The 23,497-nt window shown below is 67.1% G+C and carries 21 protein-coding genes and 1 pseudogene; 12 read left to right on the top strand and 10 right to left on the bottom strand.

The genetic code is table 11. The features are described 5' to 3' along the window. Together F1643_RS23485 and F1643_RS23480 are read right to left on the bottom strand one after the other, a co-directional pair. Positions 1 to 126, bottom strand: a 126-nt coding sequence (locus F1643_RS23485) for an HlyD family efflux transporter periplasmic adaptor subunit (RefSeq protein WP_255542867.1), incomplete at its 3' end; no start/stop codon positions are given. Next, positions 81 to 656 carry an efflux RND transporter periplasmic adaptor subunit gene (locus tag F1643_RS23480; protein WP_370540635.1) on the bottom strand — a complete coding sequence of 192 codons (576 nt, stop codon included), beginning with the start codon at positions 654 to 656 and terminating at the stop codon, positions 81 to 83. The genes F1643_RS23485 and F1643_RS23480, both read right to left, overlap by 46 nt. A gap of 484 nt (positions 657 to 1,140) precedes the next feature. Here F1643_RS23480 and F1643_RS15880 point away from each other — a divergent pair, with 484 nt between their 5' ends. Then, complete coding sequence (locus F1643_RS15880) at positions 1,141 to 2,211, top strand: transglycosylase SLT domain-containing protein (protein WP_370540634.1); 1,071 nt, start codon at positions 1,141 to 1,143, stop codon at positions 2,209 to 2,211. Between the two features lie 467 nt (positions 2,212 to 2,678). On the opposite strand, the gene F1643_RS15875 is transcribed toward F1643_RS15880, so the two are convergent. The 3 genes from F1643_RS15875 to F1643_RS15865 all read right to left on the bottom strand — a co-directional run bounded on the left by F1643_RS15875 (position 2,679) and on the right by F1643_RS15865 (position 6,560). After that, positions 2,679 to 4,238, bottom strand: coding sequence for a glycosyltransferase (locus F1643_RS15875; protein ID WP_194914194.1), 1,560 nt, complete (start codon positions 4,236 to 4,238; stop codon positions 2,679 to 2,681). Positions 4,239 to 4,375: 137 nt separating this feature from the next. Then, positions 4,376 to 5,944 (bottom strand): glutamine-hydrolyzing GMP synthase, encoded by a 1,569-nt coding sequence (guaA, locus tag F1643_RS15870; protein WP_194914193.1) that lies wholly within the window; start codon positions 5,942 to 5,944, stop codon positions 4,376 to 4,378. 37 nt (positions 5,945 to 5,981) lie between these two features. Further along, the gene (locus F1643_RS15865; protein WP_194914191.1) at positions 5,982 to 6,560 is read right to left on the bottom strand and encodes a GNAT family N-acetyltransferase; all 579 of its coding nucleotides are present in this window, start codon (positions 6,558 to 6,560) and stop codon (positions 5,982 to 5,984) included. Positions 6,561 to 6,832: 272 nt separating this feature from the next. Between F1643_RS15865 and lptG the strand changes: the two genes are divergently transcribed. The 3 genes from lptG (at position 6,833) to pdxA (ending at position 10,599) form a co-directional block, all read left to right on the top strand. Then, the gene (gene lptG / locus F1643_RS15860) at positions 6,833 to 8,032 is read left to right on the top strand and encodes an LPS export ABC transporter permease LptG (RefSeq protein ID WP_255542858.1); all 1,200 of its coding nucleotides are present in this window, start codon (positions 6,833 to 6,835) and stop codon (positions 8,030 to 8,032) included. Between the two features lie 81 nt (positions 8,033 to 8,113). Continuing rightward, complete coding sequence (locus F1643_RS15855) at positions 8,114 to 9,574, top strand: peptidylprolyl isomerase (RefSeq protein WP_194914189.1); 1,461 nt, start codon at positions 8,114 to 8,116, stop codon at positions 9,572 to 9,574. Continuing rightward, positions 9,571 to 10,599, top strand: a complete 1,029-nt coding sequence (pdxA, locus tag F1643_RS15850; RefSeq protein WP_194914187.1) for a 4-hydroxythreonine-4-phosphate dehydrogenase PdxA — start codon at positions 9,571 to 9,573, stop codon at positions 10,597 to 10,599. The genes F1643_RS15855 and pdxA overlap by 4 nt, the downstream gene beginning before the upstream one ends. Before the next feature lie 70 nt (positions 10,600 to 10,669). Here pdxA and F1643_RS15845 read toward each other — a convergent pair whose 3' ends face one another. After that, complete coding sequence (locus tag F1643_RS15845; protein WP_206692521.1) at positions 10,670 to 11,317, bottom strand: NYN domain-containing protein; 648 nt, start codon at positions 11,315 to 11,317, stop codon at positions 10,670 to 10,672. A 261-nt stretch (positions 11,318 to 11,578) separates the two neighbouring features. Between F1643_RS15845 and rpoZ the strand changes: the two genes are divergently transcribed. The 7 genes from rpoZ (at position 11,579) to era (ending at position 18,397) form a co-directional block, all read left to right on the top strand. Further along, positions 11,579 to 12,013 (top strand): DNA-directed RNA polymerase subunit omega, encoded by a 435-nt coding sequence (rpoZ, locus tag F1643_RS15840; RefSeq protein ID WP_194914185.1) that lies wholly within the window; start codon positions 11,579 to 11,581, stop codon positions 12,011 to 12,013. A 142-nt stretch (positions 12,014 to 12,155) separates the two neighbouring features. Beyond that, a complete protein-coding gene (locus F1643_RS15835; RefSeq protein WP_194914183.1) occupies positions 12,156 to 14,315 on the top strand; it encodes a bifunctional (p)ppGpp synthetase/guanosine-3',5'-bis(diphosphate) 3'-pyrophosphohydrolase in 2,160 nt (719 codons plus the stop codon). A gap of 141 nt (positions 14,316 to 14,456) precedes the next feature. Continuing rightward, positions 14,457 to 15,206 carry a pyridoxine 5'-phosphate synthase gene (locus F1643_RS15830; protein ID WP_194914181.1) on the top strand — a complete coding sequence of 250 codons (750 nt, stop codon included), beginning with the start codon at positions 14,457 to 14,459 and terminating at the stop codon, positions 15,204 to 15,206. Further along, a complete protein-coding gene (gene acpS, locus F1643_RS15825) occupies positions 15,203 to 15,688 on the top strand; it encodes a holo-ACP synthase (RefSeq protein WP_194914180.1) in 486 nt (161 codons plus the stop codon). Before F1643_RS15830 ends, acpS begins: the two co-directional genes overlap by 4 nt. Further along, positions 15,685 to 16,452 (top strand): signal peptidase I, encoded by a 768-nt coding sequence (lepB, locus tag F1643_RS15820; RefSeq protein WP_194914179.1) that lies wholly within the window; start codon positions 15,685 to 15,687, stop codon positions 16,450 to 16,452. Before acpS ends, lepB begins: the two co-directional genes overlap by 4 nt. Next, positions 16,453 to 17,238 carry a ribonuclease III gene (gene rnc / locus F1643_RS15815; RefSeq protein ID WP_194914178.1) on the top strand — a complete coding sequence of 262 codons (786 nt, stop codon included), beginning with the start codon at positions 16,453 to 16,455 and terminating at the stop codon, positions 17,236 to 17,238. A gap of 253 nt (positions 17,239 to 17,491) precedes the next feature. After that, positions 17,492 to 18,397 carry a GTPase Era gene (gene era, locus F1643_RS15810; protein WP_194914197.1) on the top strand — a complete coding sequence of 302 codons (906 nt, stop codon included), beginning with the start codon at positions 17,492 to 17,494 and terminating at the stop codon, positions 18,395 to 18,397. Between the two features lie 64 nt (positions 18,398 to 18,461). Here the strand turns inward: era and F1643_RS15805 are convergent, their stop codons facing one another. After that, a complete protein-coding gene (locus F1643_RS15805; protein WP_194914177.1) occupies positions 18,462 to 18,767 on the bottom strand; it encodes a hypothetical protein in 306 nt (101 codons plus the stop codon). 500 nt (positions 18,768 to 19,267) lie between these two features. After that, positions 19,268 to 19,786 carry a bacterioferritin-associated ferredoxin gene (locus F1643_RS23475; RefSeq protein ID WP_255542856.1) on the bottom strand — a complete coding sequence of 173 codons (519 nt, stop codon included), beginning with the start codon at positions 19,784 to 19,786 and terminating at the stop codon, positions 19,268 to 19,270. Here F1643_RS23475 and F1643_RS15795 point away from each other — a divergent pair. Continuing rightward, positions 19,719 to 20,748 (top strand): annotated as a pseudogene (locus F1643_RS15795) (SAM-dependent methyltransferase). The gene F1643_RS23475 and the pseudogene F1643_RS15795 sit on opposite strands and share 68 nt — an antisense overlap. 10 nt (positions 20,749 to 20,758) lie before the next feature. Here the strand turns inward: F1643_RS15795 and F1643_RS15790 are convergent. After that, positions 20,759 to 22,339, bottom strand: a complete 1,581-nt coding sequence (locus F1643_RS15790) for a M10 family metallopeptidase C-terminal domain-containing protein (RefSeq protein WP_194914173.1) — start codon at positions 22,337 to 22,339, stop codon at positions 20,759 to 20,761. A gap of 53 nt (positions 22,340 to 22,392) precedes the next feature. Further along, positions 22,393 to 23,403, bottom strand: coding sequence for a patatin-like phospholipase family protein (locus tag F1643_RS15785; protein WP_194914170.1), 1,011 nt, complete (start codon positions 23,401 to 23,403; stop codon positions 22,393 to 22,395). Positions 23,404 to 23,497 lie beyond the last annotated feature (94 nt).

Here is a 23,497-nt window from a genome sequence, read left to right as displayed (position 1 = left end):
AAGCCGTGCCACCTGTTCCGCCGGGACGGTCGCCTCCACCTCGACCCGCGACAGGTCGACGATGGTGAACATGGCGGAATTCACCGCCAGATTCTCTCCTGGATTGACCGAGCGGGTGGCGACCATCCCGTCGATCGGGCTGACCACCACCGCGTCGCGCAGGGCCTTGCGCGCCAGCTCACCTGGGCGGCCAGCGCGTCCACCTGCGCCCTCTGGAAACCGAAGCTGCTTTCCGCCTGATCCAGGCTGGTGTCGGAGACGATGTTGTTGCGGTTCAGCGTGCGGTTCTTGGCCAGCGTCTTCTCGGCCAGGACCAGCTGGGCGCGGGCGCCCTCCAGATTGGCCTGCTTCTCGTTCAGGCGGGCGGTGAGCTCCACCGTTTCGAAGCGGGCCAGCACTTCGCCCCGGCGGATGGCCTGCCCCTCCCGAACCGGCACCTCGGCCAGCCGGGCCGCCACCTCCGCCTTGACCGCCGACTGCTCCATCGGGGAGACGGAGCCGCTGAGGCGGACGGTCTCGGTCAGCGCACGCGGGGCGACGGCCGTCACCTCCAGCGCCGACAGTTCCACGGGACGCTCGCCGGCGGGCACGGGCGGGGCGGCGGGTGTCGCTGCCGGACCCTGGGTGCGCCACAGGGCCAGCCCACCGACCGCCACCAGCAGAACGACGAGCCAGCCGAGCCAGCGGAAGCGCCGAGGGCGGGGCGGGGGAGGAGCGTCGTCTTGCGGTAAAGGCCGTTGCGGTTTGAGCGGCTGGGGGGCCGGGGGAACTGTCCGTTGCGGGGCGGTCATCATGCTCGATCCAGTTCGGCCAGTCCTGCGCGGTCTTCACAGTGGACGCTGGTTGAGGGCGCGGCCGTCGCCCCCCATTAAGGGTGGCGCCGATGTTCCGTCAAGGTTCCCATTGTCGCGGCTTGTGACGGAACTGTCCTGTTCGAAGGGACAGCGAACATAGGCATACAGACATTTGCCGAAAATCCTAATTGCCCACCTGAGAACAAGGGATCAATAGGGCTTTTTTGGGGCATCTTCGGGACAGGATTCGGAAAACGGTCCCGTTGTCGCTTGACAGGCGTGGGCTATACATCGAAAAGCGAACCAACTCTTGTCCTGCCGGCGCCAACAGCACGGAAATCCCCTCGTGGTCAAACTGAACCTCGCGACGATCAACGCCGCCGGAGCTATGCTGTGCCTCGCGCTCGGCCTTGCCGGCTGTGCCACCGAAGCGCCGCAGGTGCAGACGGCACCTCCTGTCGAAGCCGCCTACGTCCCCGACCCGAACGATCCGCTGTCGCGCTGGGTCCCGCTGATCCGCGAGGCGTCCCAGCGCTACGATATGCCGGAGAAGTGGATCCGCGCGGTGATGATGCGGGAGAGCAACGGCCGCGCCACCAGCCGCAACGGCAAGGTTCTGACCAGCTCCGCCGGGGCCATCGGCCTGATGCAGGTGATGCCCGGCACCTATGAGCTGATGCGGGCGCAATACGGCCTCGGTTCCGATCCGTCCGATCCGCGCGACAACATCATGGCCGGAACCGCCTATCTGCGCGAGATGTACGACCTGTTCGGCGCTCCCGGCTTCCTTGCCGCCTACAATTGCGGACCGGGCTGCTACGCCCAGCATCTGGCCGGCAAGCAGCGCCTGCCGCGCGAGACCAAGCTGTATCTGGCCGCGCTGACCCCGGTGCTGCGCGGCTCCGCCCCCCGCGAGCCGTCGCTGGCGGCCGGCGCGGGCGCCATCGAGATCGCGGTGGTGCCGGACGACGCGCCGAAGCCGCGCGGCGGCCAGCCGGCGGCCCCGGCTCCGCAACGGTCCGAGCCGGCGCCGGTCGTGGTCGCCTCCGCCGAAGCGCCGCCGTCCCGCGCGGTCGAACCGCGCCGCATGGAGCCGCGCCCGGCGGAACAGAAGGCCGTCGAACCGGTGGCTGCTCCGATCCCGGCGCCTGCGCCGGTCGTCGTCGCGTCGCTGCCGCAGCCGGTCGCCGCGCCCGTCATGCCGGTCCAGGTGGCCAGCGCCGAACCGCGCCCGGCGTCGTCGACTCATCGTGTCAGCCCGCAATTCACCACCCAGGTCGCGGAGGCATTGCTGCCTCCGCAATCGGTCGGCAAGGGGGAACGCGTGGTCATGCGCTTCGTGTCGCAGCGCGCCGACGGCTGCGGCAGCCTCGCCGGCCGCGACCGCGCCTGCGTGGCGCTGGCGGACGCACAGTAACGGGGAAAGACATAGCGAGGGCGGGCGTGCAGCCCCGCCCCGTGGTCGGGAGAGGGCGGATCGTGGATGCGATTCCGCCCTCAACCTTGAGCGGAACAATTTTCTGCTCTCTTGCGGTCGGATTTGATCCGCATCACTTACGGGTCGCCTCGTCACTGGCATAACGGTGTGATGGACCGGTCCGAACACACATCCAGCCCATATCCGCCCTGCAGCTGCTGCGGGGAAGAGGTTCTGCTCGGTGAGCCCATGTACTGGACGCCGGAGCGACCGGGACATGTCTGGCACGATCTCTGCGCCCAGAGGGAAGGGCTGCTTCCCGCCAGCCCCAAGCCCATCCGTGGCAGGCGGCGCGGCACGAAGCCGGGCACCCGTTCACAGGCCGCCGAGCCTCTGTTCTGAAGTGGGCGAACAGGTCGGGTTGCGAGTACCCGACGTCGGAGTACCCCACGTCGCGGTGAAGGCGATCAAGTCCTCAGCCGGTACAGATCGATCACCTCGTCCATGTAGACGGGCAGCTGGTTCGGGTCGGATTCCTCCTGCCTGACCACTGCGAAGCGCCTGCGCGACTCTTCGCGGCTTCTGGACAGCAGGGCAGGGTCGGCGGCCAGCGCAACCGCCCGTCCGACGAAGGCGTCGCCGTCCCCGACGAGGAAGCCCGGCCCGGCGATGCTCGCCACGTCGCCACCGTCGAAGGCCAGGATCGGCAGTCCGGATGCCAGCGCTTGGGCCGCACTGCCGCCGCCGCCTACACGTTGGGGATTCAGGAAGACATCGCAGATCCGAAGGAGCGCGCCGATGCGCTCGACATGGCCGAGACAACGGAGCCGCGCCGCGTGACGGGAGGCGGCGAGACGGCCCGGCAGCGCATGGACGGTTCCGGCGAACAGAACCTCGCCATGCGGGACCGCGTCCAGCACCCGTTCCAGCAAGGCCAGGAACGCGGCATCGACCTCCGCATCCAGCCGGTTGCCGACGACCACATACAGGAAGGCATCGTCCGTCGCACCGAACTCCGCCCGCATGGCCGCACCGTCATCCTCCCGCAGCGCCATTCCCCGCCGGAAAGGCCGCCAGGAGCGGGCCAGCCGCCCATCGCCCGGCGGAGCCGTCCGGCCGCCGTAATCCAGGACGATGTCGGCGAGCGAGATGGTCTGGCCGCTGGTCGTCGGAATGCACAGCAGCGGCCTTGCGGAGGCCAGCAGATCGGCGACGATCACCGATCCGCCGAAGGCGATCACCAGATCGGGATCGAACTCCTCCACCGCCGAAAAGAAGCCGTTGAGCTTTTCGGCGGTGATGCCGGGCGCGGCGGAGGACAGGAGGCGAACGGTCTCGTTGCCGAACCGGACAGTCTGGTCGCCGGACAGGCTCTCTTCCACCGCGGCGGCGAAGGGCGGGATGAAGGGACTGTAATAGCGGTCCGGCATCATGTTGGTGTTCAGCACCAGGACCGTCCGGCCCAGGTCCCGCTGCAGCCTGACTGCCTGGGCCAGCAGGGAGCGCGAGGGCGGGTGCTGGTCGGACAGGAACTGGTTGGTGACCATGACGACCCGGCCGGTCGCCGGTCTGCCCGCCGGTCTGGCTGCCGGTGCCAAACCCAGCCGAAGGGAAATCTGCGTCAGGAAGCGCTCGTAGAACGGAAACACGCGCCCGGCCACGAAGTCCGGGACGGACCCCATGTCCATGCGCACCAGGAACAGCTGGCGCTGCATGCTCCAATAGATCTGGTTGATGCCGTCCAGCGGCGCCAGATCGAGCACATTGCCCAGCATATCGAGAATGCGCGAATAGCGGCGCAAATCGCCCGAAACATAGGCCAGCGCCGATTCCCGGAGGATGGGGTCCAGATCGGCCGTCGCACGGTCCAGCGCCGCCATCGCCTCGACGTCGCTGCCGAGGCCGGCGGCACGCGCGGATTCGCAGGCTGCGGAAATGCCCTTAAGCGCCACTCCGGTTCCGGCCGGCCCTTGCAGGCGGGCGATCAGTTCGCTCAGGATGGCGGTGCGTAAACCGGACTCTTCCATCTTGCGCTCCTCGGACATGCGCACCGAAGCGTCGGCTTGGCGGGAGACGACGGTACCGGCCGACCTGCGGCACCGCCCGGACAGCATGACGGCCCGGCGGGTGGATCCGCCGGGCCGGTGTCAGTGCCTTACGAGCCTTATTCCCACTCGATCGTGCCGGGCGGCTTCGACGTGATGTCGTAGACCACGCGGTTGACGCCGCGGACTTCGTTGACGATGCGGTTGGACACGCGCGCCAGGAAGTCGTGGGGGAAGGGGTACCAGTCGGCGGTCATGCCGTCGGTGGAGGTCACGGCGCGCAGGGCCAGCACATGGTCGTAGGTGCGGCCGTCGCCCATCACGCCCACGGTCCGGACCGGCAGCAGAACGGCGAAGGCCTGCCAGATCGCGTCGTAGAGGCCGGCGTTGCGGATCTCCTCCAGATAGACGGTGTCGGCCTTGCGCAGGATCTCCAGCTTCTCCGGGGTGATCTCGCCGGGGACGCGGATGGCGAGACCCGGACCGGGGAAGGGGTGGCGGCCGATGAAGGCCGGCGGCAAGCCGAGTTCGCGGCCCAGAGCGCGCACCTCGTCCTTGAACAGCTCGCGCAGCGGCTCGACCAGCTTCAGCTTCATCCGCTCCGGCAGGCCGCCGACATTGTGGTGCGACTTGATGGTGACCGACGGGCCGCCGGTGAAGGACACGCTCTCGATCACGTCGGGGTAGAGGGTGCCCTGGGCCAGGAACTCCGCACCGCCGACCTTGGCACTCTCCTCGTCGAAGACGTCGATGAACAGGCCGCCGATGATCTTGCGCTTCTGTTCCGGATCGGTGACGCCGGCCAGCTTGCCCAGGAACAGGTCCGACGCCTCGCGGTGGACCAGCGGGATGTTGTAGTGGTCGCGGAACAGCCGCACGACCTCTTCCGACTCGCCGGCGCGCATCAGGCCGGTGTCGACGAAGATGCAGGTCAGCTGGTCGCCGATGGCTTCGTGGATCAGCACGGCCGCGACCGACGAATCGACGCCGCCCGACAGGCCGCAGATCACCTTGCCGGTGCCGACCTGGGCGCGAATCTTCTCGATGGCTTGGCTCTTGAAGGCGGCCATGGTCCAGTCGCCCTTGATGCCGGCGACGCGGTGGACGAAGTTCGCCAGCAGCTGGGCACCGTGCGGGGTGTGGACCACCTCCGGGTGGAACTGCACGCCGTACATGCGGCGCTGGTCATTGGCGATGGCGGCGAAGGGGGCACCGTCGCTGACCGCCACGGCGCGGAAACCGTCGGGCAGCGCGGTGACGCGGTCGCCGTGGCTCATCCACACCTGCTCCTTCGACCCGACCTCCCACAGCCCGTCGAACAGGGCGCAGGGCTCCTTGATCTCGATGAAGGCGCGGCCGAACTCGCGGTGGTCGGAGCCGGAGACGTTGCCGCCCAGCTGCTGGCACATCGTCTGCTGGCCGTAGCAGATGCCGAGCACCGGCACCTTCAGGTCGAACACCGCCTGAGGCGCCCGCGGACCGTTCGCCTCGGTGACGGAGGCGGGGCTGCCGGACAGGATGATCGCCTTCGGGTCATACTCGCGGATGCGCTCGTCGCTCATGCCGAAGGGGTGGATCTCGCAATAGACACCGCTCTCGCGCACGCGGCGGGCGATGAGCTGGGTGACCTGAGACCCGAAATCGAGAATGAGGACGCGTTCGGCGGAAAGGGAAGCGGCGCTGGACATCGGCGAATCCTGATGCGTGGGGACTCAAGGCCCCTCACTACCGCACCTCCGGCCCCGCCGACAAGCGTGCAAGCGGCGTCAGGTCGCGCCAGCCATAGGCGATCTCCACGAGATCGGTATCGGCGAAGCGGATCGGCCGTTCCGCCACCTTGATCCCGCCCAACCGTTCGTAGAACCAGCGCGACGGGTTGTCGCGCAGGCACCATACCGCGGCGGACCGGATCCCGGCCGCCAGGAAGCGGTCCGCCATCGCCGCCATCAGCCGCCGCCCGATGCCGTAACCCTTTGCGTCGTCGAGAAGATAGAGCGCATGGAACTCGCCCGCATGGCCCTGCACCGCGACCCGCCGCGTGCCGAAGGAGGCGATGCCGACGATGGTGCCGGGCGCCGCGATCAGGCCGGCGACATCGACCGCGACGAAGGCGCCCTGACCGGGGCCGCGCATTTCGGCGATGGCTGCCCAGCGTTGCGCGGCGGGCGGTTCGGACAGGTTGACCAGGAACTGCGCCGGGATCAGGCCGGGGTAGGTGGACCGCCAGCTTTGCACATGGACCCGGGCCATGCCGGCGGCGTCCGTCGCGTTCGCCCGGCGGATTGCGACCGTGGTGTCCGTCATCGACCGACCCTCCCGTGCAGCCTCTATGTCAACAGTTTGGATTGCCCATGCAGGAAGTCCAGCCGGAAAAGGAGGCAGGAATTTGACGCTGCCGATGCAGCCCCGCGGTGGTCGCCGCCCCCCGACCAGTTGTCATCGCTGTGCAACGGGGGTAAACAGCCGGAACCTGTTCCGGCGGGTGCCGCGCCCGACCCATCGGCCGCGGTGGCCCGCCAGTCCGTCCCACGCGCCATGCCGGCGCACCGGGCGGGGCTCCGGAGACCGGACACCGCATGTATTCCTCGCCTACGCTTTCCCGTTACATCGGGCGGCAGTTCATCGTCTGGTTCTGCCTGCTGATGGTGATCCTGCTCGCCATCGTGCTGCTGCTGGATACGGTCGAACTGCTGCGCCGCGCCGGCAGCAAGCCCAACGTCACCTTCGGGTTGGTGATCCAGATGGCTCTGCTGAAGCTGCCGGAGATCGGCCAGCAGATCTTCCCCTTCGTCATCCTGTTCGCGGGAATGTTCACCTTCTGGCGGCTGACCCGCAGCGCCGAACTGGTGGTGGCGCGCGCGGTCGGCGTGTCGGCCTGGCAGTTCCTGATGCCGGTGATGTTCGCCGCCGCCGCCATCGGCGTGGTGAAGGTGACGCTGATCAACCCGGTCGGAGCGGTGTTCGTCGCCAAGTACGAACAGTTGCAGGACCGATACCTGAAGCTTCAGTCGAGCACGCTGAACATCTCCCGTTCCGGACTGTGGCTGCGCCAGACCAACGAGAAGGAGCAGTTCTTCATCCACTCGGAACTGGTGAACCCGGTGACCTTCGAGCTGTCGAACGTCATCGTCTTCCTGTTCGACGCCGACCAGACCTATCTGGGCCGCATCGACGCCCCCAGCGCCGTCCTGAGGGACCGCAAGTGGGAACTGCAGGACGCCATCCTCAACCGGGCGAAGAAGGATCCGGAACTGCTGGACACCTATACCATCCCCACCGAACTCGACATGACGACCATCGAGGAGAGCTTCGCCCCGCCGGAGACGATCTCCTTCTGGGAACTGCCGCGCTTCATCCACACGCTGGAGACGACCGGCTTCCCCGCCGTGCGCCACCGGCTGCATTACCAGTCGCTGCTCGCCCAGCCCTTCCTGTTCCTGGCGATGGTGCTGTTCGCCGCCGCCTTCTCGCTGCGGCTGCCGCGGCGGGGCGGGACGATGGCGATGGTCACCGGCGGGGTGCTGACCGGCTTCGTGCTGTTCGTGATGACCGATGTCGTCCGCACCTTCGGCATGTCGGAAACGATCCCCATCGTCATGGCGGCCTGGAGTCCGGCCGGAAATCAGCCTGCTGCTGGGCACCGCGGCGCTGCTGCATCTGGAGGACGGCTGAGACGCGGGTCCGTGAATCCCGTGCCGGGAAGGGTGGGTCCATTCGCCGCAAAGCGCGGGATTATCCCTGTCGGTCATAATTCCGCCCCGTTGGTTTTGCACTGAAAGGGCGAGGTCCGATTCCGTTTGCATGGGGCACCGGCCCCACCGTAATAACGGGCGACCCGTTTTTGGAGCTTGAGCACCATGTCGAGTTTGCGAGCCGTCCGGACCACCGTCGCCGTGGCGACCGCCTGCGCGCTTCTGGCCCTGCCCGCCGCGGCGCAGTCCGGCAAGGCGGCCGCCGGTGCCGCGGCGCCGAGGACGGGCGACGAATCCGCCCGTCCGGCACGGGCGCCGGGGGCGGAGGGCATCGCCGCGGTCGTGAACGACGAGGTGGTCTCGGTCTCCGACGTCAACGCCCGCATCCGCATGGCCCTGCTGAATGCCGGCACCGCCGGCAACGCCGACACGATCCAGCGCCTGACGCCGCAGGTCATGCGCCTGCTGATCGACGAGCGGCTGCAGATGCAGGAGGCCAAGCGCCTGGGCATCACCGTTTCGCCCGCCGAGATCGACGAGGCGATCAAGCGCATCGCCGAACAGAACCGCCTGAACGGCCAGCAGCTTCAGGACATGCTGAAGCGGCAGAACGTGCCCGTCTCCACCCTGAAGGACCAGATTCGCTCGCTGCTGGCCTGGCAGAAGGTGATGCAGCGCCGCATCCGCCAGGAGGTCGTCGTCGGCGAGGACGAGATCGACGCGGCGATGGAGCGGCTGAAGGCCAACATCGGCAAGCCCGAATATCTGGTCGCCGAGATCTTCCTGGCGGTGGACAGCCCCGACCAGGACGACGAGGTGCGGCGCAATGCCGACCGCTTGGTCGAGGAGGTGAAGCGCGGCGGCAATTTCGCGGCGCTGGCCCGCCAGTTCTCGCAGTCCGCCGGTGCCGCGTCGGGCGGCGACCTGGGCTGGGTGCGCAGCGGCGAGCTTTCGCCGGAGGTCGACAAGGCGCTGTCCGGCATGCGCGGCGGCCAGCTTTCGGCGCCCATCCGCACGGCCACCGGCTATCACATCCTGCTGGTGCGCGGCCAGCGGCCGTTCGGCAGCAGCGGCGGCGAGGTGCCGATGCCCGCCGCCCAGCCGGCGGCCCCCCGTCCGCAGCCGCGGCCCGACGTGGCCAAGGCCACGGTCAACATGAAGCAGATCATCATTCCGATCGAATCCCCGGATCAGGCCAAGGCTGTCAAGGAGCAGGCGGAAAAGCTGCGGAAGTCGATCAAGAGCTGTGGCGACTTCCAGGCCCGCGCCAAGGAGACCGGCATGCCGGAATCCGGCGATATGGGCACCATGCGGGTCAAGGACATGGCGCCGGGGCTGCAGAATCTCGCGCTCGGCATCCCGCTTGGGCAGGCCAGCCCGGTGCTGATGAGCCAGGCCGCCGCGGTCATCCTGATCGTCTGCAAGCGCGACGTGCCGATGATCCAGCCGCCGCCGCAAGCCCAGCCGGCCCCGCCGCCGCCGCCCGCGCCGACTCCGATCCGGGAGGCCAAGCTGCCCGGCCGGGAGGAGGTGGAACGCGACCTGATCAACGAGCGATCTGAACTGCTTTCGCGCCGCTACCTGCGCGATCTGCGTCGCACCGCCTTCATCGAGACGCGCCTGTGACGGCCGCCCTGCCGGGCAACCTGCCGCTGGCCCTCACCATGGGTGAGCCGGCAGGCGTCGGCGGGGACATCACCCTGAAGGCCTGGGCGGCACGCCATGAAGCGGCGGTGCCGCCCTTCGTCGTCCTGGACGATCCCGATCGGCTGAGCGCGCTGGCGGCGAAGCTGGGGATGGCGGTACCGGTCCGCGAGGTCGCAGACCCCGGCGACGCGGTGGCGCTGTTCGACCAAGCCTTGCCGGTCCTGCCGGTGCGGCTCGGCAACCCGGTCGTCGCCGGCACTCCCGACCCGGTGAACGGTGCCGCGGTGATCGCCAGCATCGATCGCGCGGTCGCCCTGGTGCAGGCGGGGCAGGCCGCGGCCGTGGTCACCAACCCCATTCAGAAATCGTCGCTCTATGCCGCCGGCTTCCGCCATCCGGGCCATACCGAATATCTCGCGCATCTGGCCGGCCTGAGCGAGGAGCCGATCATGATGCTGGCCGCCGCCGATCTGCGGGTCGTGCCCGTCACCATCCATGTGTCGGTGCGCGATGCCGTCGATCTGCTGACATCGGAAGCCATCGTCCATGCCGGCCGAGTCACCGCGGCGGCGCTGGTGCGCGACTTCGGCATCGAGCGGCCGCGGTTGGCCGTCGCCGGCCTCAATCCCCATGCGGGGGAGGGCGGGGCGATGGGGCGCGAGGAGATCGACATCATCGTGCCGGCCATCGCAACCTTGCGCGCCGACGGCATCGACGTGTCCGGTCCGCGTCCGCCCGACACCATGTTCCACGCCGCCGCCCGCCGCGGTTATGACGCCGCTCTGTGCATGTACCACGATCAGGCGTTGATTCCGGTGAAGACGGTGGATTTCGACAGCGGCGTGAACATCACGCTGGGCCTGCCCTTCGTCCGCACCTCGCCCGACCATGGGACGGCCCTGGACATCGCCGGGACCGGGGCGGCGAACGCGACGAGCCTGATCGCGGCGCTGAGAACCGCGGACGGGATGGCTCGGAACCGACGGAAGCCGGCCATCCCCTGAACGCCGTCTGCCGCAAAAGAAAAAGGAGCGCCGGTGCGCTCCTTTTTTCATGCCGTTTTCCGGACCCGTATCAGCCGCGGTCGTCCGGATCGTACATCGTCGGGCCGCTCTGGTGGTCGTGGTGCGAGGGCGCCTGCTCGCGGTGATGATGGGTGCGGGCGATGAAGGGCGCCAGTTCCTGCAGTTCGATGAAATTGTCGGCCTGACGGCGCAGTTCGTCGGCAACCATAGGGGGCTGCGAGCGCACCGTGCTGACGACGCTGAAGCGCACGCCCTTGCGCTGCACCGCCTCCACCAGCCGGCGGAAATCGCCGTCGCCGGAGAAGAGCAGGATATGATCGACATGGTCGGCCATCTCCATCACGTCGATGGCCAGCTCGATATCCATGTTGCCCTTGATCTTGCGCCGGCCGGAGGCGTCGGTGAACTCCTTGGTCGGCTTGGTCACCATGGTGTAGCCATTGTAGTCGAGCCAGTCGACCAGCGGACGAATCGGGGAATACTCCTGATCCTCGACGAGTGCGGTATAGTAGAAGGCGCGCACGAGTCGCCCTTCCCCGGCAAAGCCGTCCCGCAACCTCTTGTAATCGATGTCGAAGCCCAATGATCGCGCGGCGGCATAAAGGTTCGCGCCGTCTATGAAAAGAGCGAGGCGCTCTTCCTTGTAAAACAACTTGCTGACATCACGCGGCAAAGTCGAATTGCGCTCCAATGCCATAATCCTTTCATCGCTGCTTGTGGAAAATTGACGGAACTTGCGCAAAAAGCTCGCGTTCCAATTTTGAAATCTAGTGTATCATGCGCAAACATACAAGGGGGCAACGCCCGCCGACTATGGCTGCCGATCGCTTCGGCAGGACGCCAGTCGGTTTGCGGCCGTTCCTCTGACGCAATGCAGCAGCGCTGTCGTTCGCGCTTGCACCTATCGGGCCACATCCATATAGTCTAGAGCCTCCTATGAATCCGGAGTTCGTCTGGCATGGCCCGCGTTACCGTTGAAGATTGCGTCCTGAAGGTTCCGAACCGTTTCGAGCTGGTCATGATGGCTGCCCAGCGCGCCCGCGAGGTCGCGAGCGGCGCTCCGCTGTCGATCGACCGCGACAACGACAAGAACCCGGTCGTGGCGCTCCGCGAGATCGCGGACGAGACGGTGTCGCTCGAATACCTGAAGAACGCCCTGATCAAGGGCCACCAGAAGCATGTCGAGCCGGACGAGCCGGAAGAAGAGATCGTCGAGCTGATGGCCGGCGAGAACGATTGGGCCGCCCGCGGCAACACCTCGCTGGGCGATGAAGACGGCATGAGCGAGAGCGACGGCGAGGAGTTGGGCGAGGACGACGACGTCGCTGCCGACATGGACGCCGAGCCGGGCGCCGGTTTCGCCATGACCGAGGATCCCGACGGAGACCTCTGATTCTGGACAACGACCGCAGGACCTGGAGGGGGCGCGACGTCCCCTCCCCGAAGAGAATGGCGGGGAGCATCCGGCTCCCCTTCGGTTCGAACAGAACCGCCACGAACACATCTGAGGCGCCGCGCGCGCCGGGTCGGGCCGCATGATCCGGCAGTACGAACTCGTCGAGCGCGTCAAGGCGTATGATCCCAACGCCGACGAGGATCTCCTCAACCGCGCCTACGTCTATTCCATGAAGGCGCATGGATCGCAGACGCGCGCGTCGGGCGATCCCTATTTCCTCCATCCGCTGGAGGTCGCCGGCATCCTGACGCAGATGAAGCTGGACGCCGGCACCATCGCCACGGCGCTGCTTCACGACACGGTCGAGGACACCGTCGCCACGCTCGAGGACATCGAGCGGGTGTTCGGCAAGGAAATCGCCCGGCTGGTCGATGGCGTGACCAAGCTGTCGCGGCTGGAACTGAACAGCGAACAGGCCAAGCAGGCGGAGAATTTCCGCAAGCTGGTGCTGGCGATGTCGGAGGACATCCGCGTCCTGCTGGTGAAGCTGGCCGACCGGCTTCACAACATGCGTACGCTGTTCCACCTGAAGAAGCCGGAAAAGCGCAAGCGCATCGCCCGCGAAACCATCGAAATCTACTCGCCCTTGGCCGAGCGCATCGGCATGCACAAGATCAAGGACGAGCTGGACGACCTTGCCTTCGCGGAACTGAACCCCGACGCGCGCGACAGCATCCTGGCCCAGCTGGCGCGCCTGCGCAGCGAAGGCGAGAACCGCGTCCAGACCATCATCACCGAGCTTCGCGAACTGCTGGCCTCCGAAGGGCTGCCGGACGCGACGGTGTCGGGACGCGAGAAGTCGGCCTATTCGATCTGGCGCAAGCTGCAGCGCAAGAATGTCAGTTTCGAGCAGCTGTCCGACATCATGGCCTTCCGCATCACGGTCGGCTCGGTCGGTGAATGCTATCAGGCGCTGGGCGTCGTCCACGCGCATTATCCGGTCGTGCCCGGGCGTTTCAAGGACTACATCTCCACGCCCAAGCCCAACGGCTACCGCAGCCTGCACACCGGCGTGATCGGTCCCGGCCGCAACCGGATCGAGGTGCAGATCCGCACCCAGGACATGCACGAGATCGCCGAATTGGGCGTTGCCGCCCACTGGGCATACAAGCAGGACCACCAGCCGCGCCCGAACGGCGGCGAGTACCGCTGGCTGCGCGAGTTGTTGGATATTCTGGAGCATGCGCAGAAGCCGGAAGAGTTCCTGGAGCACACCAAGCTGGAGCTGTTCCAGGATCAGGTGTTCTGCTTCACGCCGAAGGGCGACCTGATCGCGCTGCCGCGCGGAGCGACGCCGGTCGACTTCGCCTATGCCGTTCATTCGCAGGTCGGCGACCATTGCGTCGGCGCCAAGATCAACGGCCGCATGCTGCCGCTGCGCACCCAGCTGCAGAACGGCGATCAGGTCGACATCGTCACCTCCAAGGCGCAGACGCCGGTTCCGGGCTGGGAACGCTTCGTCGTCACCGGCAAGGCCCGCGCCCGCATCCGCAAGTTCCTGCGCACCCAGCAACGCGCCCAGTACATGGAACTGGGTCGTGGCATGCTGATGCGACAGTTCAAGTCGGAAGGCTACGAATTCACCGAAAAGGCCCTGGAGGCCGCCACCAAGATCTTCCAGCAGCCGACGGTGGACGACCTGATGGCGGGTGTCGGCTCCGGCCTGCATTCCGTGCGCGAGGTCTTCCACGCCGTCTTCCCCGGCCACAAGGCCCAGGCCGCCCCCAACGTCCGCGAGGTGGAGGAGAGTGCACCGAAGCCGAAGGCGAAGGCCCGCAAGGAATCGGCCCTGCCGATCCGCGGCCTGATCCCCGGCATGGCCGTGCATTATGCCCGCTGCTGCCACCCGCTGCCGGGAGACCGCATCGTCGGCATCGTCACCACCGGCAAGGGCGTGACGATCCACACCATCGACTGCGAGACTCTGGAAAGCTTCCATGAATCGCCGGAACGATGGATCGACGTGTCGTGGGAGACCGGGCCGGATTCGCCGGAGGAGCATGTCGGCCGCATCAGCGTCGTCATCGCCAATGAACAGGGCTCGCTCGGCACGCTGTTCACGGTGATCGGCAAGAACCAGGGAAATGTCATCCATCAGAAGATCACGAATCGCAGCACCGACTATTTCGAGCTGCTGATCGATATCGACGTGAAGGATGCCAAGCACCTGACCAACATCATGGCCGCCCTGCGTGCGACCCCGGCCATCCATTCGGTGGAGCGGGCACGGGGACGCTGAACGCGCCGTCATTCGACGGTGAAATCCCTGTCATCCGCAGGTGAGTCGGTCGGTTCGGCGTGACGGAACGCCGGAGCACCGCTATATAGACGGAATCGCTCCCGCCCGTTCCGGCGGGCGGCGACGCTTTGGAGTCCGTGCATGTCCCGTTTCCTGCGCCTCGGCGTGAACATCGACCATGTGGCGACCGTCCGCAACGCACGCGGCGGGGTGCATCCCGATCCCGTGCGTGCGGCAAGGCTCGCCATCGAGGCCGGGGCCGACGGGATCACCGCCCACCTGCGCGAGGACCGGCGCCACATCGTGGATCGCGACATCGAGCGGCTGATGGCCGAGATCGACCGTCCGCTGAACTTCGAGATGGCGGCGACGGACGAGATGCTGGCGATCGCGCTGCGCCACAAGCCGCACGCCGCCTGCCTCGTCCCGGAAAAGCGCACGGAGGTGACGACGGAAGGCGGGCTGGACGTGATCGGCCAGTACGACCATCTGGTGCGCCCGGTGGGGGAGCTGAGCGCCGCCGGCATCCGCGTCTCGCTGTTCATCGATCCGGAGCCGGCGCAGCTCGACGCCGCCAAGCGGCTCGGCGCCCCGGTGGTCGAACTGCACACAGGCGCCTATTGCGACGCCGTCGAGCCGGCGGAGCGCGAGGCGGAGCTGGCGCGCATCGTCCGTGCCGCGGCCCATGCCGAGGCGATCGGGCTGGAATGCCATGCCGGCCATGGCCTGAGCTATGACACCGTCGGCCCGGTGGCGGCGATCCAGACCATCGTGGAACTGAACATCGGCCATTTCCTGGTCGGCGAGGCGATCTTCGTCGGTCTGACCAACTCCATCGCGCGCATGCGCAAGGCCATGGACACGGCACGAGCCGCGGCGGCCTCCGCATGAAGATGTCCGGCACCATCCTCGGCATCGGCAACGACCTGATCGACATCAGGCGGGTGGAGAAGTCGCTGGAGCGCTTCGGACAGCGTTTCATCGACCGCATCTTCACCGAGGTCGAGCAGGCCAAGTCCGAACGCCGCGCCGGTTCCGCCGCCAAGAACAACGCCCGCGCCTCGACCTACGCCAAGCGCTTCGCCGCCAAGGAGGCCTGCTCCAAGGCGCTCGGCACCGGATTCCGCGACGGGGTGTTCTGGCGCGACATGGGCGTGGTGAACCTGCCGTCCGGACAGCCGACCATGCGCCTGACCGGCGGGGCGCTGGCCCGGCTGGTGGCGATCACGCCGCCGGGCATGCGCGCCCGCATCCATGTGACGCTGACCGACGAGTACCCGATGGCCGAGGCCTTCGTCGTCATCAGCGCCGAACCGATCGAGTCCGCCCCCACCGAGTCCACAATGCCCACCAATACGGCGACCCCAGAATGACCTTTCAGAAAGAAACGGCGTCCAACGCCAAGAACAAGGAATCCGGGTTCGTCGAAACCGTGAAGACGGTGTTCTTCGCGGTCCTGATCGCTTTCGGCGTGCGGACCTTCGCGTTCGAACCCTTCAACATCCCGTCGGGGTCGATGATCCCGACATTGCTGATCGGCGATTACCTGTTCGTGTCGAAGTTCAGCTACGGCTACAGCAAATACACGGTCGGCTTCGGCCTGCCGCTGTTCGAGGGCCGGATCCTGGGCTCTCAGCCGGAGCGGGGCGACGTGGCGGTGTTCAAGCTGCCGCGCGACAACAAGACAGACTACATCAAGCGCGTCGTCGGCCTGCCCGGCGACAGCATCCAGATGATCGGCGGCATCCTGCACATCAATGGACAGCCGGTGAAGCGCGAGCGGATCGAGGACTACGTGACCACGGATTCGCTGGGCCGCAGCATCCGCACCGCGCAATTTGTCGAAACCCTGCCCAACGGCCGCAGCCACCGCATCATCGAGGAGTCGGACAACGGGCCGCTCGACAACACGCCGCTGTTCAAGGTGCCGGCCGGCAACCTGTTCATGATGGGCGACAACCGCGACAACTCGCTGGACAGCCGCGTGCCGTCGCAGGTCGGTTTCGTTCCCATCGAGAACATGGTCGGCCGCGCCGAATTCCTGTTCTTCTCGCTCGACGAGGGCACGCGCTTCTATGAGATCTGGCGCTGGCCGGTCGATCTGCGCTTCAGCCGCCTGTTCAACGGAGTCCGGTAAGTGTCCACCGTCACCAACGCGCCTGCCGATGCGGGGGCCGGCTCCGAAACCGAGACCGATGGCGCCGTCCAATCCGCCGATGTGGTGGAACTGGCACGCGCGCTGGGTCATGAGTTCGCCGACCTGTCGCTCCTGCGCGATGCGGTCACCCATCCGAGCCTGATGGGGCTGGAGCGGGCCGGCCGCAAGTCGCACAAGGGGCCGGGCATCGCCTATGAGCGGCTGGAATTCCTGGGCGACCGCGTCGTCGGGCTGGTCGTCGCGCAGTGGCTGCTGGAACGCTATCCCAACGAACGCGAGGGCGCGCTCGCCAAGCGCCATGCCGCGCTGGTGCGCCGGGAATCGCTGGGCCGCGTCGCCGACACCATCGGGCTGGGCGCCTATCTGCGCCTGTCCCCGGCGGAAGCGTCGAGCGGCGGGCGCGAGAACCGGACGATCCTGGGCGACGCCTGCGAGGCGGTGCTGGGCGCCATGTATCTCGACGGCGGGCTGGAGCCGGTGACGCGCTTCGTCCGCCAAGCCCTGGCGGTCGAAATCGACAAGGCGACGCCGCCGCCGCTGGACAGCAAGACGACGCTGCAGGAATGGGCGCAGGGGCGCGGCAAGCCGCTGCCCCGTTATGAACTGATCGAACGCAGTGGCCCGGCGCACGAGCCGCTGTTCGTGGTTGCGGTGCATGTGGCGGGAATGGAACCGGTCAGCGGTTCGGGCTCGTCCAAGCGCATCGCGGAAAAGAAGGCTGCCAGCACATTGCTGCGCCAGGTGGGAGTGCAAGTCGATGACTGACGGTCGCGACGACATCGACAAGACCAAGAGTGAGACGCCCGGTTCCGAAGCTGCGGAGCCGAAGCCGGAATCCCAGGAGCCGAAGTCGGTGAAGGACGACGAGGCGCTGGACCAGGAGGACGGCGGCGTCGAGGGTGAGGACGCCGAAGAGGGCGACTTCGAAGACGACGACTATGAAGACGGCGACTATGAGGATGACGATGAGGATGCTCCGCGTGGGCAGCCCATCTCCGTCCTGCCGCCTCTGCCGACGATGCCCGAGCATCCGCGCTGCGGCTTCATCGCCCTGGTCGGCGCGCCGAATGCCGGAAAGTCGACGCTGCTGAACGCGATGATCGGCAGCAAGGTGTCGATCGTCAGCCCGAAGGTGCAGACCACCCGCACCCGCGTGCTGGGCATCACCATCCAGGGCGACGCCCAGATGATCTTCGTCGACACCCCCGGCATCTTCAAGCCGAAGCGCCGGCTGGATCGCGCCATGGTGGCGGCGGCCTGGCAGGGGGCGGAGGACGCCGATGTCATCGGCGTGCTGTACGACGTGTCGCGCCGGTCGATCGACGAGGACACCCGCAGCATCGTCGCCCGCCTGAAGGAACAGGGGCGCGAGGCGATCCTGATCCTGAACAAGATCGATCTGGTGAAGCGCGACGTCCTGCTGGGCATCGCCGATGCCTTCCGGCAGGAAGGGATCTTCTCCGATATCTTCATGGTGTCGGCCTTCACCGAGGACGGCGTCGCCCATCTGAAGCAGTTCCTGGCCGACCGTCTGCCGGAAGGGCCGTGGCATTTCCCGGAGGACCAGATCTCCGACATGCCCATGCGTCTGCTGGCGGCGGAGATCACCCGCGAGAAGCTGTTCCTGCAGCTTCACCAGGAGCTTCCCTATTCCGCCACGGTCGAGACCGAGGTGTGGGAGGAGTTCGAGGACGGGTCGGTCAAGATCTCGCAGGTCATCTTCGTGCAGCGCGAAAGCCAGAAGGCCATCGTGCTGGGCAAGGGCGGCCAGCGGATCAAGGCTCTCGGTTCCGCCGCGCGCGGCGAGTTGCAGGGAATGCTGGAGCGCCGCGTCCACCTGATCCTGTTCGTGAAGGTGCGCGAGGGCTGGGTCGACGATCCGGAACGCTATTCTGCCTGGGGCCTCGACTTCGGGGCTTCGTAATGAAAAAGGCCCTCTCCCGACCGGGAGAGGGCCTTTTCCTTTTGGTCGGCCGCAGCCGGTGGCCTCAAGCGGCCAGCAGGCGCAGGTGGCCGTCGAAATCGTCGAGCGCGCGCATGAGGTCCATCATCGCCTGATCGGCCTGGGCGCGGGCGAAGGGCCATGCGTCGTCATCGGCCAGATGAGCGGCCTCGATGCGGGCGGTGGCGCGGTTGTTGAGGCCGCGGAGACGGTCGAGCGTGCGCTCCCACGTCTCGCGCCGGTCACTGTCCGCGCGCTCCACCATCGACCGGAGGGTCTCCATCCGGTCGGTGGCGCGAAGGACGAGATCGCGGCTCAGCGTGTCGAAGGCGTGCCGGTTGCGGCGGCTCATGAAAATCCTCCCTTGATCCTCAACCGTTTCAGACGTCCCGGTCGGACAGAACGATAGCGCCGGACCAATGCTGCAAAAACGCATCGGAAGCGCAGTCGGCACAGCTCCTTTGGGAGATGGCCGTGATGCGATTGCGAAATACGTGAGCAGTTGCGGAACTGCGTCCTGAATCCAAATCCCGCCGGGCTGCCCGATCCATTACGGACAAGGCAAGCCCGGTGGCCAAGGAAGTCTTCCTGGTTGGATTGCGTTTCCTCCTGGGCCGGTTTCATCCGGCCCGTTCGCTTTTTTATACGCCATCATTTTGACGACGTTCTTTTGTTTTCGTGACGCTTTTGTGCCGGATTGGGGGTGCCGGGTCAATCCGCCCAAAAATCATAGACGGGGCGCATTCTGTCGCAGCCGAAAGGCGAGGTTGTAGACCCGGTATCGACCTGAAAGTCGGAAGTGGTAGAGCTTGCGATAACGCAGGTTGCCCGGTGGCCGTTGCTCAACAGTGATTATTCGGCCGCGATCGCATAGGCGGGAACGGATTCGGCATTGGCCGGTTCGGGCACCGCCGTGCCGCAGCAGGGGGCCGGAACGGCGGTCGCGGCGATGGTGGCGGCCTGCTGGGCCATGGCGGCGCGATGCTCGCTGGCCATGCTGCGCATCATCGGCACGCATTTTCCGCACTGGACCTGGCAATCGTGATGGCGGAACACCGAGGCCGGGTTGGTAGCGCCATTGTCCAGCGCAGCCTTGACCTTCTTGTCGTTCAACGCGTGGCAGATGCAGACGTACATAAGCCCTCGGCGATCGGCGGTGTGAGAAGATTGTCCTGAACCCAGGATTACCTGAGACTGAGAATCGTTGTCAACGTCCTCTTTGCGAACCGGTCGCATATAAGAAGGTTCGAGACGCTTTGTCACAGCCTCCTTCGCGTCACCGCGAAAGGGGCGGGCCGCATCCTTGCGCTTGCATTCGCCGGCCGGCGGCGGTAGCCCCTGGGGAATGGACGACAGCACCCCCAAAAGCATCTCCGCTTCCCTGCCGCAGACCGCTCCCGGTGAGACTGCTCCCGGCGCGGTGGTGACCCCGCTCGGCCAGACGGTCTATCTGGCGGCCGACGGCTTTCTCGACGATCTGGTGGCGGAACTGGGGGAGGTCGCAGAGGTCGACGGCCGGCTGGTCTTCGTCGACGGCACTGCACGGCCCGCGGCCTGGGCGCAGAACATCTGGTACGATCCGGTGCGCATCGAATTCGCCTCGATCAAGAGCGGGGCGAAGGCGTTGCGCGGCATTCAGCGCAATTGGGCGCTGTGGTCGCAGCGGCACCACCGCCGCGCCGCCCTGATCCAGGAGAACCTGCCGCACGTCTCGGCCAAGCCGGTGATCTTCCCGTCGCCGCTGCCGACGGCGCCGCTGGGGTCCTGGACGCTGACCGACGAGTCCACCATCGTCGCGGCGGCGCGCTGTTCCAGCCCCTTCCGCAACGGTGAGGTCACCTTCGTCGAAAACCGCACGGCTCCGCCCAACCGCGCCTATCTGAAGCTGTGGGAAGCGCTGACCCTGTTCGGGGAGCAGCCGGGACCGGGCGACCGCTGCCTCGACCTCGGCGCCTGTCCGGGCGGCTGGACCTGGGTGCTGCACGAGTTGGGCGCTTCGGTGGTCAGCGTCGACAAGGCGCCGCTCGATCCGGCCATCGCCGCCCTGCCGCGGGTGGAGATCCGCCAGGAAAGCGCCTTCGGCCTGAAGCCGGCGACGCTCGGTCCGGTCGACTGGCTGTGCTGCGACGTGATCTGCTACCCCACCCGCCTGTTGCGGCTGGTGAATGAATGGATGGACAGCGGGCTGGCCAAGCGCTTCGTCTGCACGCTGAAGTTCCAGGCGGAAACCGACCATGAGACCGCCCGTGCCTTCGCCGCGATTCCTGGCGGCAGGGTGCTCCACCTCCACCACAACAAGCACGAAACTGACCTGGATGTGGCCGGCGAAGTGAGCGCCGGCGTTCACGCCAGCGCCCGCCCCTCGGCGAAGCCATAGCTGACGTAATGCTGCTTGGCGCCGGCGACGCTGCCGCCCACGGCGGCGTTGACGTCTGGATTGGCGGCCAGATAGGAGGCGGCGTTGAAGCCGGCGAGGGAGCGGCCCTCGAAGCGTCCATTGACGATGTAGTGCAGTTCCGCCGCCTCCCGGTTGTCGCCGTAGGCGGCGATCAGGTCGGCGTTGCCGGCCTGATAGGACAGCGTGTCGAACAGCGTCGAACTGCGGCCTTCACGGTTGCCGATCTCGATGTAATGGCGGGTCGCGGCGCCGACATCGCTGCCGAAGGCGCTCAGCAGGTCACCGTAGCCGGCCAGGTAATTGTAGGGATCGAAGCCGGTCAGGCTACGCCCCTCATAGACGCCGGAGCCGATGAGATGCTGCGTCGCGGCGGCGGCATCGGTGCGGAAGGCGACGATCAGGTCGGCGTTGGACGCGATGTAGCGCAGGGCATCGAAATTGCCGGACACGCTGGCCGACAGGGCGGTGCCGGTGTCGGAGAAACGCAGGTATTCGATGTTGGTCAGCAGATCGACGCCGTCGGCGCCGCTGACGACGTAGCGGCTGGCGTCCAACTGCTGCACGCGGTATTGCGACCGGCTGCCGCTGAACACCACGGTATCGGTGCCGCCGCTGCCGTCCAGCACATTCCCCAGCGTGTTGACGGTGATGATGTCGTCGCCGCTTCCGCCGACCGCCAGTTGGACCGTGGTGCCATAGGCCAGCGCCAGGAAGGTCGTGCCTCCGGCGCTGCTGAACGCGCCCGACCGCAGATCCAGCGACAGTGCTGCCGCCTGCGCGCTGCCGTTCAGCGTGTTGCGGCCGTTCGGGTCCCACAGCGTGGTGAAGCTGCCGGCGTTCAGCACATAGCTGCTGTCCCCGGCTCCGGCGGCCATGTTGGGGCCGTAGAGATATTGGATCGCCGCAATGTCGTAGAGGCTGGGCCCGGTCAGGTAGGTCCCCGATGGCAGCGCGCCGTTTGCGACATAGGACATGATGCTGTACGCGTAGTTGTCCGTCGCCGACGGAAGATAGGGCCCCTCCGTTCCCGTGCTGTCGCCGGCGTCGTAGTTGCCCGGATGCTTCAGGCCCAGCGCGTGGCCGATCTCGTGGACGACCGTCATGTAGGCATAGCTTCCGGCCGTCGGGTTGACGTTGCCGATGCTGTCGTTGGCGAGGAAGACGTCGCCGCCCTGCGACGAGGGAAACGGATAATAGGCGTAGGCCGCGGTGATGCCGTTCTGGCGGTTGGTGCCGAACCGCATGGTGGCGCCGGAAACGTCGGCCGTCTCTACGAAGCCGATGTTGGCGACGCCGCTCCAGGCCGCCAGCGCCTGCCGGACGGCGGCGCGTTGTTCATTGTTCATCGTCGCGAAGCCGGCGGCGTCCGCATCGGCCACCTGCCGAGAGCTTGTCGCGAAGCCGTAGGTGACGGTGACCGCCCCGCCGACGGAACTGCCGTCCAGAACGGCTCCGCCGGTACCCCAATGCGGCGCTCCGCTGGTCAGAAGGGCGGAGATGTAGTCGGTCAGCACGGGCTGGCTCATGGATGCTTGGCTCTTGCGAGGGAAAGGGAAGGGGCGACGGGACCGGGCCCCGGTCAGGCGCGGCGCAAGGCCAGTTCGATCGATGGGCGGAGCATGGACGCCGCGGCATAGCCGATCTCCACCGCCTCCGCTGCGCGGTCGAACTCCAGAATGCCGATATGGGCCAGCCTCGGCGCGATGAGAACGTCCGGCGGCTCGCCGGCCAGACGGGAGCGGGTGATGCGGTCCTGCATGATGTCGATGGAGCCCGCCATCACCTCCAGCGCGTTCGGCATCTGCTTGTGGGCGTGGGCCTCGTCGATCTGGTCGGCCAGGAACTGGGTGCGCCGGCTGGGCTTGCGGCCGAGCCAGGTGGAGATCTGGCTGGTCAGATGCGACAGCGCCGGGGAGCCGGCATCGCCGCCGGCCACCACCGCCTCCGGCACCGGGGCCGGAGCCTTGGCGGCGGGCTTGCCGGTCGCACGCCCCCCATTGGCGCGGCCATTGGGGCGGCCGAGCGGGGACAACTCGCTGTTCAGGTTCACCGCCACCACCACGTCGGCCCCCAGCGCCCGGCAGAGCGACACCGGAACCGGGTTGACCAGAGCGCCGTCCACCAGCAGGTGATGGTCGCGCCGCACCGCAGGGAACAGGCCGGGCATGGCGGCCGACGCCATCACCGCCGACATCAGCGGCCCGTCGCGCAGCCAGATCTCGCGCCCCGTCGACAGGTCGGTGGCAACCGTGGCGAAAGGCAGCCGCAAATTCTCGATCAGGATGTTGCTGCGGTCGTTGTCGAAGCGGCCGAACGCCTTTTCGGCGGCGACCAGCCCGCCGCGCCGGAAGGTGAGATCGATGATGCCCAGCATGCCGAGCCAGCCCATCTTCTGCGCCCAGGCCTGAAGCTCGTCCATCTGGTCGGTCAGATAGGCGGCTCCGACGGCGGCTCCGATGGAGGTGCCGCAGATGATGTCCGGTTCGAGCCCGATCTCCTCCAGCGCGCGCAGGACGCCGATATGCGCCCAGCCCCGAGCGGCCCCACTGCCCAGCGCAAGCCCGATCTTCAGGTCGGTTCCCTTCGCCATCCGCATCCCCCATCGGTGCCGCCCGGCCGACCCCGGCGGCTTGGTCTAGAGCGTATCATCTAGGAATTGCCGGCGGGTTACGGAAGCGGCCGTA

This window comes from Azospirillum sp. INR13 (genome assembly GCF_015390205.1).
Classification (GTDB): domain Bacteria; phylum Pseudomonadota; class Alphaproteobacteria; order Azospirillales; family Azospirillaceae; genus Azospirillum.
Note: the sequence above shows the minus strand (reverse complement) of the source record. Positions and strands in the feature narration are given on the sequence as shown.

Excerpts from the sequence above, each read along its gene's own strand:
- F1643_RS15875 (WP_194914194.1), bottom strand. The coding sequence starts at position 4,238 with ATGGAAGAGTCCGGTTTACGCACCGCCATCCTGAGCGAACTGATCGCC.
- guaA (WP_194914193.1), bottom strand. The coding sequence starts at position 5,944 with ATGTCCAGCGCCGCTTCCCTTTCCGCCGAACGCGTCCTCATTCTCGAT.
- F1643_RS15865 (WP_194914191.1), bottom strand. The coding sequence starts at position 6,560 with ATGACGGACACCACGGTCGCAATCCGCCGGGCGAACGCGACGGACGCC.
- lptG (WP_255542858.1), top strand. The coding sequence starts at position 6,833 with ATGTATTCCTCGCCTACGCTTTCCCGTTACATCGGGCGGCAGTTCATC.
- F1643_RS15855 (WP_194914189.1), top strand. The coding sequence starts at position 8,114 with ATGTCGAGTTTGCGAGCCGTCCGGACCACCGTCGCCGTGGCGACCGCC.
- F1643_RS15845 (WP_206692521.1), bottom strand. The coding sequence starts at position 11,317 with ATGGCATTGGAGCGCAATTCGACTTTGCCGCGTGATGTCAGCAAGTTG.
- rpoZ (WP_194914185.1), top strand. The coding sequence starts at position 11,579 with ATGGCCCGCGTTACCGTTGAAGATTGCGTCCTGAAGGTTCCGAACCGT.
- F1643_RS15835 (WP_194914183.1), top strand. The coding sequence starts at position 12,156 with ATGATCCGGCAGTACGAACTCGTCGAGCGCGTCAAGGCGTATGATCCC.
- F1643_RS15830 (WP_194914181.1), top strand. The coding sequence starts at position 14,457 with ATGTCCCGTTTCCTGCGCCTCGGCGTGAACATCGACCATGTGGCGACC.
- acpS (WP_194914180.1), top strand. The coding sequence starts at position 15,203 with ATGAAGATGTCCGGCACCATCCTCGGCATCGGCAACGACCTGATCGAC.
- lepB (WP_194914179.1), top strand. The coding sequence starts at position 15,685 with ATGACCTTTCAGAAAGAAACGGCGTCCAACGCCAAGAACAAGGAATCC.
- era (WP_194914197.1), top strand. The coding sequence starts at position 17,492 with ATGCCCGAGCATCCGCGCTGCGGCTTCATCGCCCTGGTCGGCGCGCCG.
- F1643_RS15805 (WP_194914177.1), bottom strand. The coding sequence starts at position 18,767 with ATGAGCCGCCGCAACCGGCACGCCTTCGACACGCTGAGCCGCGATCTC.
- F1643_RS23475 (WP_255542856.1), bottom strand. The coding sequence starts at position 19,786 with ATGCTTTTGGGGGTGCTGTCGTCCATTCCCCAGGGGCTACCGCCGCCG.
- F1643_RS15790 (WP_194914173.1), bottom strand. The coding sequence starts at position 22,339 with ATGAGCCAGCCCGTGCTGACCGACTACATCTCCGCCCTTCTGACCAGC.
- F1643_RS15785 (WP_194914170.1), bottom strand. The coding sequence starts at position 23,403 with ATGGCGAAGGGAACCGACCTGAAGATCGGGCTTGCGCTGGGCAGTGGG.